Origin of the sequence: Bradyrhizobium prioriisuperbiae (assembly GCF_032397745.1) — a bacterium.
Lineage (GTDB): Bacteria > Pseudomonadota > Alphaproteobacteria > Rhizobiales > Xanthobacteraceae > Bradyrhizobium_A > Bradyrhizobium_A prioriisuperbiae.
Genome location: NZ_CP135921.1, coordinates 8,643,037 through 8,657,556, shown reverse-complemented (window position 1 = coordinate 8,657,556; position 14,520 = coordinate 8,643,037). Strand labels below are relative to the sequence as shown.

The 14,520-nt window shown below is 62.9% G+C and carries 14 protein-coding genes; 9 read left to right on the top strand and 5 right to left on the bottom strand.

What is annotated here, in order from left to right:
• Nucleotides 1-47: 47 nt before the first annotated feature.
• Entirely contained in the window at nucleotides 48-1,076 is a 1,029-nt protein-coding gene (locus tag RS897_RS40135; protein ID WP_315834185.1) for a LysR substrate-binding domain-containing protein, read from the bottom strand.
• Between RS897_RS40135 and RS897_RS40130 the strand changes: the two genes are divergently transcribed.
• Nucleotides 1,065-2,102, top strand: a complete 1,038-nt coding sequence (locus RS897_RS40130; RefSeq protein WP_315834184.1) for an MBL fold metallo-hydrolase — start codon at nucleotides 1,065-1,067, stop codon at nucleotides 2,100-2,102. The two genes, RS897_RS40135 and RS897_RS40130, sit on opposite strands and share 12 nt — an antisense overlap.
• Here the strand turns inward: RS897_RS40130 and RS897_RS40125 are convergent.
• The 3 genes from RS897_RS40125 to RS897_RS40115 are packed head-to-tail and all read right to left on the bottom strand — an operon-like array spanning nucleotide 2,099 to nucleotide 4,517.
• Nucleotides 2,099-2,896, bottom strand: a complete 798-nt coding sequence (locus RS897_RS40125; RefSeq protein WP_315834183.1) for an IclR family transcriptional regulator domain-containing protein — start codon at nucleotides 2,894-2,896, stop codon at nucleotides 2,099-2,101. The genes RS897_RS40130 and RS897_RS40125 overlap by 4 nt on opposite strands.
• Before the next feature lie 59 nt (nucleotides 2,897-2,955).
• Entirely contained in the window at nucleotides 2,956-4,197 is a 1,242-nt protein-coding gene (locus RS897_RS40120; protein ID WP_315834182.1) for an NAD(P)/FAD-dependent oxidoreductase, read from the bottom strand.
• Entirely contained in the window at nucleotides 4,194-4,517 is a 324-nt protein-coding gene (locus RS897_RS40115) for a 2Fe-2S iron-sulfur cluster-binding protein (protein WP_315834181.1), read from the bottom strand. Before RS897_RS40115 ends, RS897_RS40120 begins: the two co-directional genes overlap by 4 nt.
• Nucleotides 4,518-4,746: 229 nt before the next feature.
• Here RS897_RS40115 and RS897_RS40110 point away from each other — a divergent pair, with 229 nt between their 5' ends.
• From RS897_RS40110 to RS897_RS40075, 8 genes are all read left to right on the top strand, one after another.
• Complete coding sequence (locus tag RS897_RS40110; RefSeq protein WP_315834180.1) at nucleotides 4,747-6,456, top strand: amidohydrolase; 1,710 nt, start codon at nucleotides 4,747-4,749, stop codon at nucleotides 6,454-6,456.
• Nucleotides 6,457-6,494: 38 nt separating this feature from the next.
• Nucleotides 6,495-7,856 carry an aromatic ring-hydroxylating dioxygenase subunit alpha gene (locus tag RS897_RS40105; RefSeq protein ID WP_315834179.1) on the top strand — a complete coding sequence of 454 codons (1,362 nt, stop codon included), beginning with the start codon at nucleotides 6,495-6,497 and terminating at the stop codon, nucleotides 7,854-7,856.
• A 27-nt stretch (nucleotides 7,857-7,883) separates the two neighbouring features.
• The gene (locus RS897_RS40100) at nucleotides 7,884-9,326 is read left to right on the top strand and encodes a glutamine synthetase family protein (RefSeq protein WP_315834178.1); all 1,443 of its coding nucleotides are present in this window, start codon (nucleotides 7,884-7,886) and stop codon (nucleotides 9,324-9,326) included.
• A gap of 28 nt (nucleotides 9,327-9,354) precedes the next feature.
• Nucleotides 9,355-10,530: an ABC transporter substrate-binding protein gene (locus tag RS897_RS40095; RefSeq protein WP_315834177.1), complete on the top strand. Its 1,176-nt coding sequence runs from the start codon at nucleotides 9,355-9,357 to the stop codon at nucleotides 10,528-10,530.
• A 210-nt stretch (nucleotides 10,531-10,740) separates the two neighbouring features.
• Nucleotides 10,741-11,607 (top strand): branched-chain amino acid ABC transporter permease, encoded by an 867-nt coding sequence (locus RS897_RS40090; RefSeq protein WP_315834176.1) that lies wholly within the window; start codon nucleotides 10,741-10,743, stop codon nucleotides 11,605-11,607.
• A gap of 7 nt (nucleotides 11,608-11,614) precedes the next feature.
• On the top strand, nucleotides 11,615-12,610 hold the full coding sequence (locus tag RS897_RS40085; protein ID WP_315834175.1) for a branched-chain amino acid ABC transporter permease: 996 nt from the start codon (nucleotides 11,615-11,617) through the stop codon (nucleotides 12,608-12,610).
• On the top strand, nucleotides 12,607-13,371 hold the full coding sequence (locus RS897_RS40080; protein WP_315834174.1) for an ABC transporter ATP-binding protein: 765 nt from the start codon (nucleotides 12,607-12,609) through the stop codon (nucleotides 13,369-13,371). The genes RS897_RS40085 and RS897_RS40080 overlap by 4 nt, the downstream gene beginning before the upstream one ends.
• Entirely contained in the window at nucleotides 13,352-14,065 is a 714-nt protein-coding gene (locus RS897_RS40075) for an ABC transporter ATP-binding protein (protein ID WP_315834173.1), read from the top strand. Before RS897_RS40080 ends, RS897_RS40075 begins: the two co-directional genes overlap by 20 nt.
• A 7-nt stretch (nucleotides 14,066-14,072) precedes the next feature.
• Here the strand turns inward: RS897_RS40075 and RS897_RS40070 are convergent, their stop codons facing one another.
• Nucleotides 14,073-14,516 (bottom strand): PTS sugar transporter subunit IIA, encoded by a 444-nt coding sequence (locus tag RS897_RS40070; RefSeq protein WP_315834172.1) that lies wholly within the window; start codon nucleotides 14,514-14,516, stop codon nucleotides 14,073-14,075.
• Nucleotides 14,517-14,520: the final 4 nt, after the last annotated feature.

Here is a 14,520-nt window from a genome sequence, read left to right as displayed (position 1 = left end):
CCGATTTTCTGTGCATGTCCGCTCAGGCCCTGAGGTGCTGTCCTGCATCAGCGCTTTGCTGTTCGAAACAGCTGCCGGGCGGGACAGGTGAGGGCCAGAATATGACGGCGATTGTCCGAACGCCGCCGCGCGACATGGATTTTGACCGACAGCGGAAACCACGGGACCTGGATAAAGGCGACCCCGGGCAACTTCAGGGATCGAAGGGTTGCCTGGGTCAGCGCTAAACCGAGGCCCGCTGCGACGAGGCCAAGCATCGTCAACGGCTCATCGGCCTCGAAGCGAATATCGGGCGTGAAACCGGAGGCCGCACATGTCGCGAGGAAGCTGTCGCGGGTGGCGACATTGCTGTATCGCGACGAGGCGATCCAGGGGCGGCCGTCGAGATCCGCCGGCGTAACGCTCTTGCGCTTGGCCAGGGCATCACCGCTCGGGATCGCCAGTATCAACGGATCGTCGAAGGCGAGGGCATGAACGATGTCTGGATCGGCGTCGTCGGGAGGCGTGTAGAGAAAGCCGACATCGATCTCGCGAGTCCTGATGGCCTCGATCTGCCGGCCTGAGCGCATCGCATTCAACGTCAGCGTCACGCCGGAATGCTGTGCTTGCATCCGTCGTATGGCGTGCGTCAGCACCCCGGTATGAACGGCACCTTCGGTATATCCGACCGTCGCGAGACTGCCTTCGCCCCGTCCAAGGCCGCGGGCTTCCGCCTCGACGCGCTCGGCCTGGGCCAGGAGGGCACGTGCCTCCGTCAGGAACTGGCACCCTTCCTGTGTCAGGTGAATCCGCTGGCGAGACCGCTCGAACAGCGTGAGGCCGAGATCGGCCTCCAGTTGCATGATCTGTCGACTGAGCGGCGACTGCGACATGCCCAGGCGCGCCGCCGCGTGGCCGACATTTTCGCTTTCGGCGACGGCGACGAAATAGCTGAGCTGGCGCAGATCGAGCATTGAGACCTTTTCCATCTTAACTTTATCAAATTTAGTCTTGGACGGAAACATCTCCAATGAGCGATCTTCGCGGGCGGTCCACATCCCTCTCTTGCCACCATCGAAAGAAATATGATCATGCACGATGATTCATCTGAACGGGATGCCGCCGTTCATTCCCGACACGCACTTTCGCGCCGCCGCCTGTTTCGAACAGCTGGCGGCATCGGCCTGCTGGCAAGCGGCGCTGCAACGATCGGCTTGCAGCCGGTTCAGGCCGCTGACGGGCGTCCCGTGTCTCGGATGGGTCAGGCTCCCGCGCTCAATCGCCGCTGTATCGGGGAGTTTCTCGTCACAGCTATCAGCGATGGCTATCTCGAAGCCGACTTTGGCCTTTTGTCGCATATCGACGCGACAACCGCCTCAGCCATGATGAGCGAGGCCGGCGTTACGGCGCAGTCCGTCATGAACATCAATGCCTATGTGGTGCAAGGCCGCGGGCACACGATCCTGATCGACGCCGGAGCCGGTGGATTTTCAGGATGGGGCGGGCGTCTTGCGACCTCGCTCGTGGCTGCGGGCGTCGATCCTGCCGAAATCGATACGATCCTGATGACGCACGCGCATCCAGATCATGCCGGCGGTCTTGCCGGCGAACTCGGCTTTTCCCACTTCGCGAATGCCGAATTAGTGCTCAACCGGAGCGAGCTGGCGTTCTGGGGGGACGATGCGAATCTCAACCGGGCGGCGGCCGGGACCCGGCCGGTCTTTCAGCTTGCGCGAAACGCCTTCGACGCTTTCAAAACGAGAACGCGCACCTTCGAGAAGATGGGAGAGGTTCTGTCCGGTATTGTCGCCTATCCATTCCCCGGACATACGATCGGTCATACCGGCTATATGATCGAGTCCGACGGACAGCGCCTGCTGATATGGGGCGACATCGTCCATTATCCGGATATTCAGGTGGCCCGACCGGACGTCACCATCGCCTTCGACAGCGATCCGGCGATGGCGGCACAAACGCGGCTGAAGGTTCTGGACATGGCAAGCGCAGAGAACCTGCTGATCGCCGGTATGCATCTCAATATGCCGAGTTTCGCGCGCGTCAGACGGCAGGACAACGGCGGCTACCAGCTTCGAAAGGAAGAATGGGCGCCGTCCGTGATCTAAAGCAACAGCGGCTGCGCCCCGGCGGCCGCCTGTTTGAGCGGCGGCAGGAAGCGGTCGATCATCTCTCCCGTGGAGATGCGGTCGACATGGGAGCCGACATTGATGGCGGCGACGATCTCGCCGTCGTAACGACGCACCGGCACGGCGAGCGAACGGAAGCCGTCCTCCGCCTCCTGATCCACCAGCGAATAACCCTTGCTGCGATCGGTGATGATCGCCGCCAGCAGCACATCCTTGTCGACCACGGTGAACGGCGTCTGCGCCACCACCGTCATGCGGCCGATGGTGGCGGTCAGCTCTTCGTTCGACAGGCGCCCGAGCAGCACCCGGCCGACCGAGGTACAGAACGCCGGCAGCCGGTAGCCGATATCGATCCCTGCGGAGAACACCCGCGCCGGGCTCGCGCGGGCAATGAAAACCGTCTGCTCGCCGTCGAGGATCGCCAGCGAGCAGACCTCCCGGGTTTCGGAGGCCACCCGGTCGATCATCGGCTGCACCACTGAAACGATCTGATTCGATGAGAGGTACGCGGACGCCAGCGCCAGCACCCGCGACGTCAGCGAGAACAGCTTGCCGTCACCAGCGACAAAGCCGCCTTTTTCCAGCGTCAGCAGGATGCGTCGCGCAGTGGCGCGCGGCAGGTTGGCTGCCTTGGCGACGTCGCTCAATGTCATGGGACGGTCGCCGGCACCGAACAGTTCGAGCACCCGCAGGCCGCGGTCCAGGCTCTCGATGAACTCCGGGCTCTCGCGTCGGGCGTCTTCTTCTTCGGCCGTTCGCTTGATTCGGGGCATTGCTCGCCTGTTGTCCGTCTCAGGAATCGCCTCCTGCGGCGGGGACGTCAGCACACTTTTCAGGGTCGTGCACCTTCCGCCGCGCGCGGGAGCGGCAGGGCCTTCAGATCAAACGACAAATCGGCGGCTTGCGCGGGCGAGGGCGACACCCCGGCGCCAATCAGCTTGCGGGCGATCAGCTGCTCGCCCGGGCGATTGACGCTGTCGACCGCGATCAGCCTGTTTTGGCGATACATGAACACCGAAAAGCCGCTCTGATCCGGCTCTCCCCGAATCACGTGGTGATCGCGTCCGTGAGACAGGCCGACCATCTGGAGCTTTGCCGCGTATTGATCCGACCAGAACCGGGGCACGCTGGTGTAGGGGCTGGTCTTGCCGGCGACCGCCGATCCCGCCGCCTTGCCCTGGTCCTGCGCATGCTGCACCGACTCCAGACGGGTCTGTTGCCCTGCAAAGCTGTTGTGATGGCTGGTGCAGTCGCCGGCCGCGAAGACAAGGGGATCACTGGTCGCGCCGTGGGCATCGACCAGGATGCCGTTGTCGCAGGCAAGGCCGGCCTCCGTTGCCAGCTCGATGTTGGGCAGGCCGCCGATTCCGGCCAGCACGATATCGCCGTGCAAGGCAGCCCCGCTGCCGGTTGTGACCGTCCATCTGTCGCCGTCCTTGTCGAGGCGCGCGACTGTCTCCGATAGACGGATGTCGACGCCGTTCTGATGGTGCAGGGCCAGCAGGAATTGTGACACCACGGGCGAGACCGTGCGTTCGAGCAGCCGCGAGGCGGCCTCGATCACGGTGACGTTCTTGCCGAGCTTGCTCGCGGTTGAGGCCACTTCAAGCCCGATGAAGCCACCGCCGATGATGATGATCGAGGCGGCTGCGTCCAGTTCGGCCTTCAGTGTCTGCGCATCCCTGAGCGAGCGAAGGTAATGAATGCCTTCGCGCTCCGCGCCGGGGACGCTCAGCCGTCGCGCCCGCGATCCTGTCGCCAACAGCAGTCTGTCGAAATCCAGTCGAGCCCCGTCGGCAAGCGCGACGCGCCGCTCCTGGCGATCGACGCGCACGGCGCTCGTGCCGAGCAGAAGTTCGATGCCTTTGTCGCGGAAGAAGGTTTCGTCGCGCAGCACCAGGCTTTGCTCGGATGCCTCGCCGAGCAGAAAGCCTTTCGACAGCGGCGGCCGCTGGTAGGGCAGGGATGTTTCATCCACGATCAGCCGGATCGGTTCGGCATAGCCCGCTTCGCGCGCACTCAGCGCAGCCTGGACACCGGCGTACGAGGCGCCAACGACAACCAATCCATTCACAGTTGAGTCTCCGGGATGTGGATGATGAGGGTCTCGATGCCGACCGGGACGAACAGCTGGCAGCCGAGGCGGCTGGTCGGGCGACGCTCGGCTGCGACCGCGGCGAGCACCGCATCTTCCTGCGCGCTCGCTGGCGGCATCGCGTGAAGCTGGGAGTCGTCGACATAAACATGACAGGTGGCGCAATCGAGACAGCCGCCGCACCCCGCTTCGATGCCGCGGACGCTATGTCGGATCGCGGTTTGCATCACGCTGGTGCCGGTGACGATCTCCAGGGTGCGCTCGGCGCCGTTCGGCTCCACAAATCGAACCAGGGGCATGGCAGTCTCCAATATTGTTCGATGATCGTACATATGTTCGTTATAAAAAGCGATCAAGCGGGATTTTGAAAAATGGCCGCTGCTTCTGAATTGGCTGCATTGCACAAGGATTAGCCGCACTCTGACGCCTTTTGAGCCGTTCTAAGAGGCTTGCTTTGGAATAATTTTTGATTATAATCGGACAAAAGTTCGCTAAACGAACAAAATAAAATCGAATTGGGAGTTGGTCTTGAGACAGGGATCGCGGTGCGGATTTGTGGTTGCGGCTGTTGTCGCCTGCCTTGAGGTGCTTGGTTTGGACGCGTCTGCGCAAACATCGCCGCTGCCCGTTGCGGACACCATTCTGGTCAACGGCAAGATACTCACCCTCGACCGAACATCTTCGGTGGCCGATGCATTGGCGATCCGGGATGGCCGGATCGTGTCGGTCGGATCGCGTGACGAGATCGGCAAGCTGGCCGGTCCGTCGACCCGGACCATTGATCTCGCTGGGAAGACCGCTGTCCCCGGCCTGATCGACACTCACACCCATTTCAAGGCCGCGGGCATGGGCGATTATGTCGTCAACATGAGTTCCGCGAAAACCGTGGCCGACGCGCTGGGCCTGATCAAGGTCTTCGTCGCCAACAAGAAGCCGGGCGAGTGGATCATCGGTGGCCCCTGGCATCCGCCGTCACAGCTTGCGGAAAAGCGCTATCTCACGCGCCAGGAGATCGACGGTGTCGCGCCGGCCAATCCGGTCTATCTGCAGACGGTCGGGCATTTTTCCATGGCCAACAGTCTCGCCTTCGAGCGCGCCGGTATCACCAGGGAAACACCGGACCCGTCGGGTGGCTCGTTTGAAAAGGACGCCAAGGGTGAAATGTCCGGCGTGCTGGTCGAGACCGCGATCGCGCGCGTTTCCGGCGTTGTGCCGCCCTGGAGTTCGGAAGACCAGGCGCGACAGTTCAAGATCGCGATGCGCGCCTTGAACAGCTACGGCATCACCAGCGCGGTGGAGGGCGCAACCGAGGCCACGGATATCCATGCCTTGCAGCAGCTTGCGGTTGCCGGCGACTCGACGCTGCGTGTCGGCGTGATGTTTCGCCCCCAGCCGCCGGAGGATCTGGCGGCATGGGAGGCCATCATGAGTGGCAATGGTGTTTCGTCCGGTTTCGGCAACGACTGGCTGAAGTTCGGCGGCATCAAGATCTTCTATGATGGCGGGATGACGCTGAAGACCGCGCTGATGCGTGAGGTCTATCCCGACAGCCACGACAATTATCACGGCATCACCGCGGTGACGGCCGAGCGGTTGAAGCAGCTCATCGCGATCTGCAATCGTTATGACTGGCGCGTCGGTGTGCATGTGGTCGGGGATCTGGGCATCGATCAGGTGCTCGATGCCTATGAGGCCGCCGACAAGGAGAAGTCGATCGGCGCCAGACGTTTTGTGCTGATCCATGGCAGCCTGATGTTGCCGGAGCAGATGTCACGCGCCAAAAAGCTGGGTGTGCGGGTCGACTTCCAGAATGTCTTCATGTGGGACAAGGCTGCGACGGTGGAGCGTTTCCTCGGGCGCGCGATCGCGGATCGCGCGGTGCCGACCAAGACCTTGATCGACATCATGGGCATGGACAATCTGGGGGCGGGCACCGACTTTCCGGTCAATCCGGCCAATCCGTTTCTCAACATGTACATCATGGTGACGCGGAAAAATCCGGCGGGTCAGGTGTACGGCGCCTCCGAGGCCATTGGTCGCGAGCAGGCGATCCGTCTCTACACAACCTCAGCCGCGCGTTATATGTTTGAAGAAAATGCCAAGGGCTCGCTGGAGCCCGGAAAACTCGCAGATCTCGTCGTGTTGTCGCGCGATTACATGACGGTCCCGGACGACCAGATCAAGGACATCCAGGCCGACATGACCATGGTCGGCGGCAAGATCGTTTTTCAACGCTGACAGCAAGACCAGTATCTGTAATTTGGGAGGACGCCATCATGATGAGCCAGGAACAGAATGATCTGATCACGCGGGTCGGGCCGAAAGATCCCGCCGGCAAATTGATGCGGATGTACTGGCAGCCGGCCGCACTGGTCGACGAGCTGCAGGGCGAGCGCCCGATCAAGCCGGTGCGGCTGCTCGGCGAGAACTTCGTGCTGTTTCGTGACGAGACCGGGCGTTATGGCCTGATCGATCGCGCTTGTCCGCATCGCGGCGCCGATCTCGCGTTCGGTCGGCTCGAAAACGGCGGCCTGCGCTGCGCCTTCCATGGCTGGCTATTCAGTGTCGACGGCGAATGTCTGCAGACCCCGGCGGAGCCGGCCGAATCGCCGCTGTGCAAGAACATCAAGCAGCGCGCTTATCCGGTGGTCGAGAAGAGCGGCATGCTGTGGGCTTATCTGGGCGAAGGCGAGCCGCCGGCATTTCCGGAACTGGATTGTTTTGTCGCGCCGGACGCCTATACGTTTGCCTTCAAGGGCCTGTTCGAGTGCAACTGGCTGCAGGCGCTGGAGGTCGGCATCGATCCGGCGCACGCCTCGTTCCTGCATCGCTTCTTCGAGGACGAAGACACCTCGGCGTCCTACGGCAAGCAGTTCCGCGGCGCCTCCGCCGACAGCGACCTGCCGATGACCCGCATCCTGCGCGAGTATGATCGCCCCATCATCAATGTGGAGCGCACCGAATACGGCCTGCGGCTGATCGCGCTGCGCGAGCTCGACGAGCAGCGCACCCATGTGCGGGTCACCAACCAGTTGTTCCCGCACGGTTTCGTCATTCCGATGAGCACCGAGATGACCATCACCCAGTGGCATGTGCCGGTGGATGACACCCATTGTTACTGGTATGCGATCTTCACCAGCTACACCAAGCCGGTCGACAAGCAGAAGATGCGCGACCAGCGGCTGGAGCTCTACGAATTGCCGGACTACAGGTCGCGCCGCAACAAGAACAACGACTACGGTTTCGATCCGCACGAGCAGGCGACCGAGACCTATACCGGCATGGGCCTCGACATCAACGTGCACGACCAGTGGGCCGTGGAATCGATGGGGCCAATCCAGGATCGGACCCGCGAGCATCTCGGGCAGTCCGACAAGGCGATCATTCAGTACCGTCGCCTGCTGCGTCAGGAGATCGAAAAGGCGGTCGCCGGAGGCAAGCCCTTGCTGCATCTCGACGCGCCGCATGCCCGCAGCATTCAGGGTCCCGCGACCATGGACGGCATTGGGCCGACCCGCGGCTGGGAGACCTACTGGATGGAGGTCGACGTCAAGCGTCGCCGCGGCGCCCCCTGGGCCGCGCCGGTGCCGGCTGAGATCGCCGACAAGGTCCCCCATCTCATCACTGCGGCGGAATAAGCGCCGATGTCAGGGGAGAGGGGTTCGGTGAGTTTCGTCGCGCGACATGGTCTCTGGTCGCAGGAGCAGAAGGACGCAGCGGTCCGCCTGCGCAAGCTGGCGGAGGAGCGCAAGCTCGACACCATCCGCCTGTCGTTTCCCGACCAGCATGGCATCCTGCGTGGCAAGACGCTGATATCAGGCGAAGCGCTGAGCTCGCTGGAAAGCGGCTGCTCGATTACCACCACCATGCTGGCGAAGGACACCTCGCATCGCACGGTGTTTCCGGTGTTCACCGCCGGCGGCGGCTTCGGCATGCGCGAGATGCAGGGCGCAGCCGATGTGCTGATGATCCCCGATCCCAGCACGTTTCGTGTGCTGCCGTGGGCGCCGACCACCGGCTGGATGCTCTGCGATCTCTATTTTGCCGACGGTCGTCCGGTGCCGTTTGCCACGCGCAGTCTTTATAAATCGGTGATCGAGCGCCTGGCGCAGCGCGGCTATGACTTCATGGCCGGTCTTGAAGTCGAATTCCATATCTTCAAGGTCGAGAATGCGCGCTTGGCGCCGAGCGACGCCGGCAGTCCGGGTTATCCGGGCGAGCCGCCGGTCGTCAGCCTGCTGTCGCAGGGCTATCAGTACCTGACCGAGCAGCGCTACGACCAGATGGAGCCGGCGTTGGAACTGATTCGGCGCGATGTGATGGCGCTGGAGCTGCCGCTGCGTTCGATGGAAGTGGAATACGGCCCGAGCCAGTGCGAATTCGTATTCCAGCCCACGGTGGGTCTCGCGCCGGCCGATATCATGGTGCTGTTTCGCAGCGCCGTGAAGCAGATCTGCCAGCGTCACGGTTATCACGCCACCTTCATGTGCCGTCCGCGAATTCCGAACGTGATGTCGTCGGGCTGGCATTTGCATCAATCGCTGGTGTCGCGCGCGAGCGGCAAGAACGCTTTCATGTCGACCGAGGGGGAGACCCTCTCGCCCCTCGGCCGCGGCTATATGGCGGGTCTTCTGGAGCATGCCCGCGCCTCGGCGGTGTTTTCCACGCCTACCATCAATGGCTACAAGCGTTATCGGTCCTATTCGCTGGCGCCTGACCGCGCGATCTGGGGCCGCGACAATCGCGGCGTCATGATCCGGGTGCTGGGCGGCCCGAACGATCCGGCCACCCGGCTGGAAAACCGGATCGGCGAGCCCGCGGCCAATCCCTATCTCTACATGGCCTCGCAGATCCTGGCCGGCCTCGACGGCGTCGATCGGGCGCTCGATCCCGGACCGTCGGCGGATACACCCTACGAGACCAAGGCGAGCCTGCTGCCGAAGTCATTGCGTGAGGCGGTGTTCGCGTTACAAGAGGATCCGTTCTTCCGCAACGCCATGGGGGCGGAGCTGGTGGATTATTACGTCCACATCAAGAATGCGGAAATCGACCGTTTCCAGGCGGAAGTCACCGAATGGGAGCAGCGCGAATATTTCGAAATGTTCTGACGCAGATCTGACTTCAAAGGGGGACTGAATGGGTAAGCCTGTGAAACTGTTGTCCGCATTGGCCGCGCTCGGCCTGTTGAGTACGGCGGCATCAGCGGATGTGATCAAAGTCGGCGTGATCGGCACCATGTCCGGGCCGTACGCGCTGTTCGGCAAGAATTTCAAGATGGGCATCGATGCCTGGGTTGCCGAAAACGGCGCCAAGGTCGGCGAGCATCAGGTCGAGTTTATCTATCGCGACGAAGAATCCCCCAATCCCGCCAAGTCCAAGGCGCTGGCCCAGGAACTGCTGGTCAAGGACAAGGTGCAGTATCTCGCCGGGCTTTATTTTACCCCGGATGCCATGGCGGTTGCCCCGCTGCTGGAAGAAGCCAAGACACCGCTGGTGGTGATGAACGCCGCCACCTCGGCCATCGTCGAAAAGAGCCCCTATATCGTGCGCACCTCGTTTACGATGTGGCAGAACACGGTGCCGGCGGCCAAGGTCGCCAAGGCCAATGGCTCGAAGAAAGTCGCGATCGCGGTCAGCGACTACGGTCCGGGTATCGATGCGGAGACGGCCTTCCGCAAGACCTTCGAGGCGGAAGGTGGCAGCGTTGCGGAGGCGATCCGCATGCCGCTCAACACCACGGACTTCAGCCCGATCATGCAGCGGATCAAGGATTCCGGTGCCGACACCATCTTCACCTTCCTGCCTGCCGGTCCGCCGACCCTGGGCTTTGTTAAAGCCTATATCGATAACGGCCTGAAGGCGGCAGGCGTCAAGCTGATGTCGACTGGCGACGTCGTCACCGAGCCGGATCTGCCGAACATCGGCGACAGCGGCATCGGCATCCTGTCGACTTATCATTATGCCGTGTCCCACGCCTCGCCGGAAAACAAGGCGTTCCTCGACCAACTGGTCAAGGGCGGCGGCAAGCTCGACGAAGTGACCATGACCTCGGTCGCGGCCTACGACGGCGCGCGCCTGATCTACAAGATGATCGAGGCGACCAACGGCCAGCGCGATCCGGAGAAGGCGCTCGCGGCGGTCAAAGGTTTGAAGTGGGTCAGCCCGCGCGGGCCGGTCTCGATCGATCCGGCCACCCGGCACATCCGCCAGAACGTCTATCTGCGCGAAGTCGCCAAGCAGGACGGCAAGCTCATCAACAAGGAAATCCAGACCTTCGATGCGCAGCCCGACTGGGCGATGAGCGCGAACTGATAACGCAAGCCGGTCTCGCGGCGTTTGGTCGCGAGACCGGCATGTGTTTTGCTTTGAAGTGACGGACAGTGTAGCCCGGGTGAGCGTAGCGATACCCGGGACCTGATCTTGAGCATGTACCCGGATGTCGCTGCGCTCATCCGGGCTACGGACTGCGTAGGCGCCGATTTAATGCTCGGCTCGCCGGTGGCCGCCCGATAGGATAACAGCTTGCGAACGATCCTCAGCATTGGTGTCGATGCCGTGTCCTACGGCATGGTGCTGTTCATGATCTCGATCGGCCTGTCGATCATGATGGGCCTGATGCGCGTCGTGAACCTGGCGCATGGCGCGTTCGCGATGATTGGCGGCTACCTTGCCTCCTATGCTCTGCGCGCCATGGGCCTGCCTTATGCGGTCGCGATCCTGATCGCTGTCGTCGGCACCATCGCGATCTCGATACCATTCGAGGTTCTGCTGTATCGCCGGATCTATCGAAAATCCGATGCGCTCACTCAGCTATTGCTGACCATCGGCATCACTTTCTTCGTCATCGGTATTGTGAACTTCGTGTTCGGGCCGACCCTGAAATCGATCCCGCTGCCGCCCGCTCTGAGCGGTCCGCTCGACATCGGCTTCCGGATGGTCCCGACCCACCGCATGTTCGTGATCGCCTGCGGCGCCGTTACTGCGCTGGCTTTGTGGTTCCTGCTCGACAAGACCGAGTTCGGCGTTCGCCTGCGCGCCGCCGTGGACAATGGCGACATGGCCGAGGCGCTGGGCATCCGCACCGAGATGCTCTATTCGGCGACATTCGCGCTGGCTGTCGGCCTTGCGGCGTTCGGCGGCGTGGTCGGCGCTGAACTCCTGCCGATCGAACCGTTCTACGCGCTGCGCTACATGGTCACCTTCCTGGTGGTGGTATCGGTGGGCGGCGCGGGCTCCATTGCCGGCGCGTTGTCGGCATCGCTGCTGCTGGGGCTGGCGGACACCACCGGCAAGTATCTCGCCCCCGAATTCGGCGAGTTCTTCTTCTATCTGGCGGTCATCGTGATCGTGTTCCTGTTCCCGCATGGGCTGCTTGGGCGGGCGCACTGAGATGGATATGTCATCGACGACCATTGTCGTACCGGACAAGCGATTGCCCCTGGCGACGGAACTCGCCGGCATTGCGGTGATCGCCGTGCTCGGGATCGCCGGATATTTTCTGTTTCCCGACGATCTCGCGTTTCTCACCCGCCTGATCAGCATCGCGCTGCTGGTACTCTCGCTCGATCTGGTCACCGGCTATTGCGGCGTCGCGACGCTGGGGCAGGCGGCGCTGTTCGGCGTCAGTGCCTATGTGGTCGGCAATGCCTGTCTCGCCGGAATCACCAATCCGCTGCTGCTCCTGCTGGTCGGCCTTGCCGCCGGCGCCGTTGTCGGGCTTGCGTCCGGTGCGTTGATCACCCGGTTCCGCGGTCTGCCGCAACTGGTGCTGTCGATCGCGATCGGCCAGCTCGTTGCAGCGCTCTCGAACAAATTGTCGATCCTGACCGGCGGCAGCGACGGTCTCTCCGGCATCACGCCGGGAAAAGTCTTCGGCATTTTTGCCTTCGATATGTACAGCCGCACGGCTTACGTGTTTTCGGCTGTCGTGCTCGGCGTGGTGTTTGCGCTGCTGCTGCGGTTTGTTCGGTCGCCGTTCGGCCTGCTCTGCCGCGGCATCAAGGACGACGATTTGCGCGCACAGATGATCGGCGCATCGGTGTATCCGCGGCTGATCGTGATGTATGGCGTGTCCGGCGCAGTGGCCGGGATCGGCGGCGCGCTGACCGCCATCACAACGGGGGTGGTCGGGCTGGACAGCGTCAGCTTCGAGCGGTCGGCCGAAGTGCTGGTGATGCTGGTGCTCGGTGGTGCTGGCAGTCTCTGGGGTGCGCTGACTGGGGCGATCATCTTCCAGATTTTCGAACACATCGTCTCCGCCACCAACCCGTTCCACTGGATGACGCTGGTCGGTCTGCTGCTGATCCTGATCGTGGTGTTCATGCCACGCGGTCTGGCCCATGGCGCCGCGGCGCTGTGGTCGAAATTGCGCAGCCGCGGAGGACGGTCATGAGCACGCTTCTGGCGCTGCATGGCGTGTCCAAGGCGTTCGGTGGCCTGCACGTCAATCGTGACGTCTCATTCAGCCTTGCCAGCGGCGACCGTGTCGCCCTGATCGGACCGAACGGTGCCGGCAAGACCACCCTGGTCAATGTGATGTCCGGCGACCTGCCGCCGAGCCGCGGACAGATCGTGTTCGATGGCGAGGACGTCACGCGTCTTCCGATCGCCCGGCGGGTGCGCCGCGGCCTGGTTCGCACCTTCCAGATCACTCGTCTCTTCACCAGCCTGACGGCGGAGGAAAACGTCGCGCTCGCGGTCATGCAGCGCCGACGGATGACACGTCGCTTCCTGTCGTTGGCCGCGGCTGCGTCCGACGTTCGCGCCGAATGCCAGGACTTGTTGAAACAACTCGGCATCGGCCATCTGGCCCGGCTGCCGGTGGTGCAACTCGCTTATGGCCAGCAGCGCCTGCTGGAGCTGGCGATCGGGCTGGCCCTCAATCCCAAGGTGCTTCTGCTTGATGAACCCGCCGCCGGCGTGCCGCATGACGAGGCGCCGCGCATCCTCGAGGCGATCAATCGCCTGCCCTCGGACATCGCCGTGCTGATGATCGAACACGACATGGACCTGGTGTTTCGCTTCGCCAAGCGGGTGCTGGTGCTTGCCGGCGGCCGGCTGATCTTCGAGGGAACACCCGCCGCCGTCACCGCCGATGTCGAAGTCCGCCGCGCTTATCTCGGGAGCTATGCCGATGGCCGCCGCACGGCTTGACGTCGACAACCTCAGCGCCGGTTACGGGCCGACGCAGATCATCACCGACATGTCCTTTGCCGTGCCGGCGGGGGATCGCCTGGCGATCCTCGGCCGCAACGGCGTCGGCAAGACCACGCTGCTCGCGACACTGATGGGGCTGTCGACCCGGCATCGCGGTGCGATCAAGGTCGACGGCCATGATCTCGCCGACAGCAGCACCTCGTCGCGTGCGCGGCGTGGCGTTGGTTATGTGCCGCAGACCCGCGATATCTTCCGCTCCCTCACCGTGGAGGAAAATCTCTCGACCGGCCTGAAGGGGCGGTCGCGGGCCGATCTCACCGAGGCCTACGAGATGTTTCCACGGCTCGGTGAGCGGCGGCGGCACCTCGGGCTACAGCTTTCGGGCGGCGAACAGCAGATGCTGGCGATGGCGCGAACCCTGCTCGGCAAGCCGTCGATCCTGTTGCTGGACGAGCCGCTGGAAGGGCTCGCGCCGGTGATCTGCGACGAACTGATGAGCATGATTGCGCGCCTGGCGGCATCCGGCGACATGACCGTGGTTCTGGTCGAACAGCAGATCGAACGCGCCTTGGATTTCGCCGACCGCGTCATTGTCATCGAGCGCGGACGGCAGGCGTGGGGTGGATCGTCGGAGGAGCTGAAGCAGGATCGTGGCCTGATCGATCGCCTGCTTGGCGTCGGCATTCACTGATCGATGTTCAATCGGTCAGGGCTGCGTAAAAATCCGCAGGCGTCTTGATGCTGCGCAGCAGGGTCAGGGTCTCGGCTGATTTCAGCTTGCGGGCCACTAGCGCCAAAGCGACAAGCTGATCGGCCTCGGGCGAGGCCGGCAACAGCAGCAACACGGCGATATCCACCGCCTGACCGTCGATCGCCTCGAAGTCGATCGGTTGTTTCATGCGCACCACGACGCCAAGCGGCTTTTTCACCGCCGCCAGCCGGGTGTGTGGAATGGCGACGCCGCCGCCGACCCCGGTCGATCCCAGTTCCTCGCGCTTCAAAAGCTCCGACAGGATGGTTTCCGCGGGCAGGCCGAGCGTGGGCGCGGCCTTGTGCGCGAGCTTCTGCAGCAACTGGTGTTTGTTGGCCGCGCGACAGTCGATGATGACATCGGTAGGGAGCAGAAAATCTGAAATCTTCATGACT

What these genes read in the sequence shown, in the direction of transcription:
- RS897_RS40130 (WP_315834184.1), top strand. Translation starts at nt 1,065, where the DNA reads ATGATCATGCACGATGATTCATCTGAACGGGATGCCGCCGTTCATTCC.
- RS897_RS40095 (WP_315834177.1), top strand. Translation starts at nt 9,355, where the DNA reads ATGGGTAAGCCTGTGAAACTGTTGTCCGCATTGGCCGCGCTCGGCCTG.
- RS897_RS40085 (WP_315834175.1), top strand. Translation starts at nt 11,615, where the DNA reads ATGTCATCGACGACCATTGTCGTACCGGACAAGCGATTGCCCCTGGCG.
- RS897_RS40070 (WP_315834172.1), bottom strand. Translation starts at nt 14,516, where the DNA reads ATGAAGATTTCAGATTTTCTGCTCCCTACCGATGTCATCATCGACTGT.
- RS897_RS40125 (WP_315834183.1), bottom strand. Translation starts at nt 2,896, where the DNA reads ATGCCCCGAATCAAGCGAACGGCCGAAGAAGAAGACGCCCGACGCGAG.
- RS897_RS40075 (WP_315834173.1), top strand. Translation starts at nt 13,352, where the DNA reads ATGGCCGCCGCACGGCTTGACGTCGACAACCTCAGCGCCGGTTACGGG.
- RS897_RS40115 (WP_315834181.1), bottom strand. Translation starts at nt 4,517, where the DNA reads ATGCCCCTGGTTCGATTTGTGGAGCCGAACGGCGCCGAGCGCACCCTG.
- RS897_RS40105 (WP_315834179.1), top strand. Translation starts at nt 6,495, where the DNA reads ATGATGAGCCAGGAACAGAATGATCTGATCACGCGGGTCGGGCCGAAA.
- RS897_RS40080 (WP_315834174.1), top strand. Translation starts at nt 12,607, where the DNA reads ATGAGCACGCTTCTGGCGCTGCATGGCGTGTCCAAGGCGTTCGGTGGC.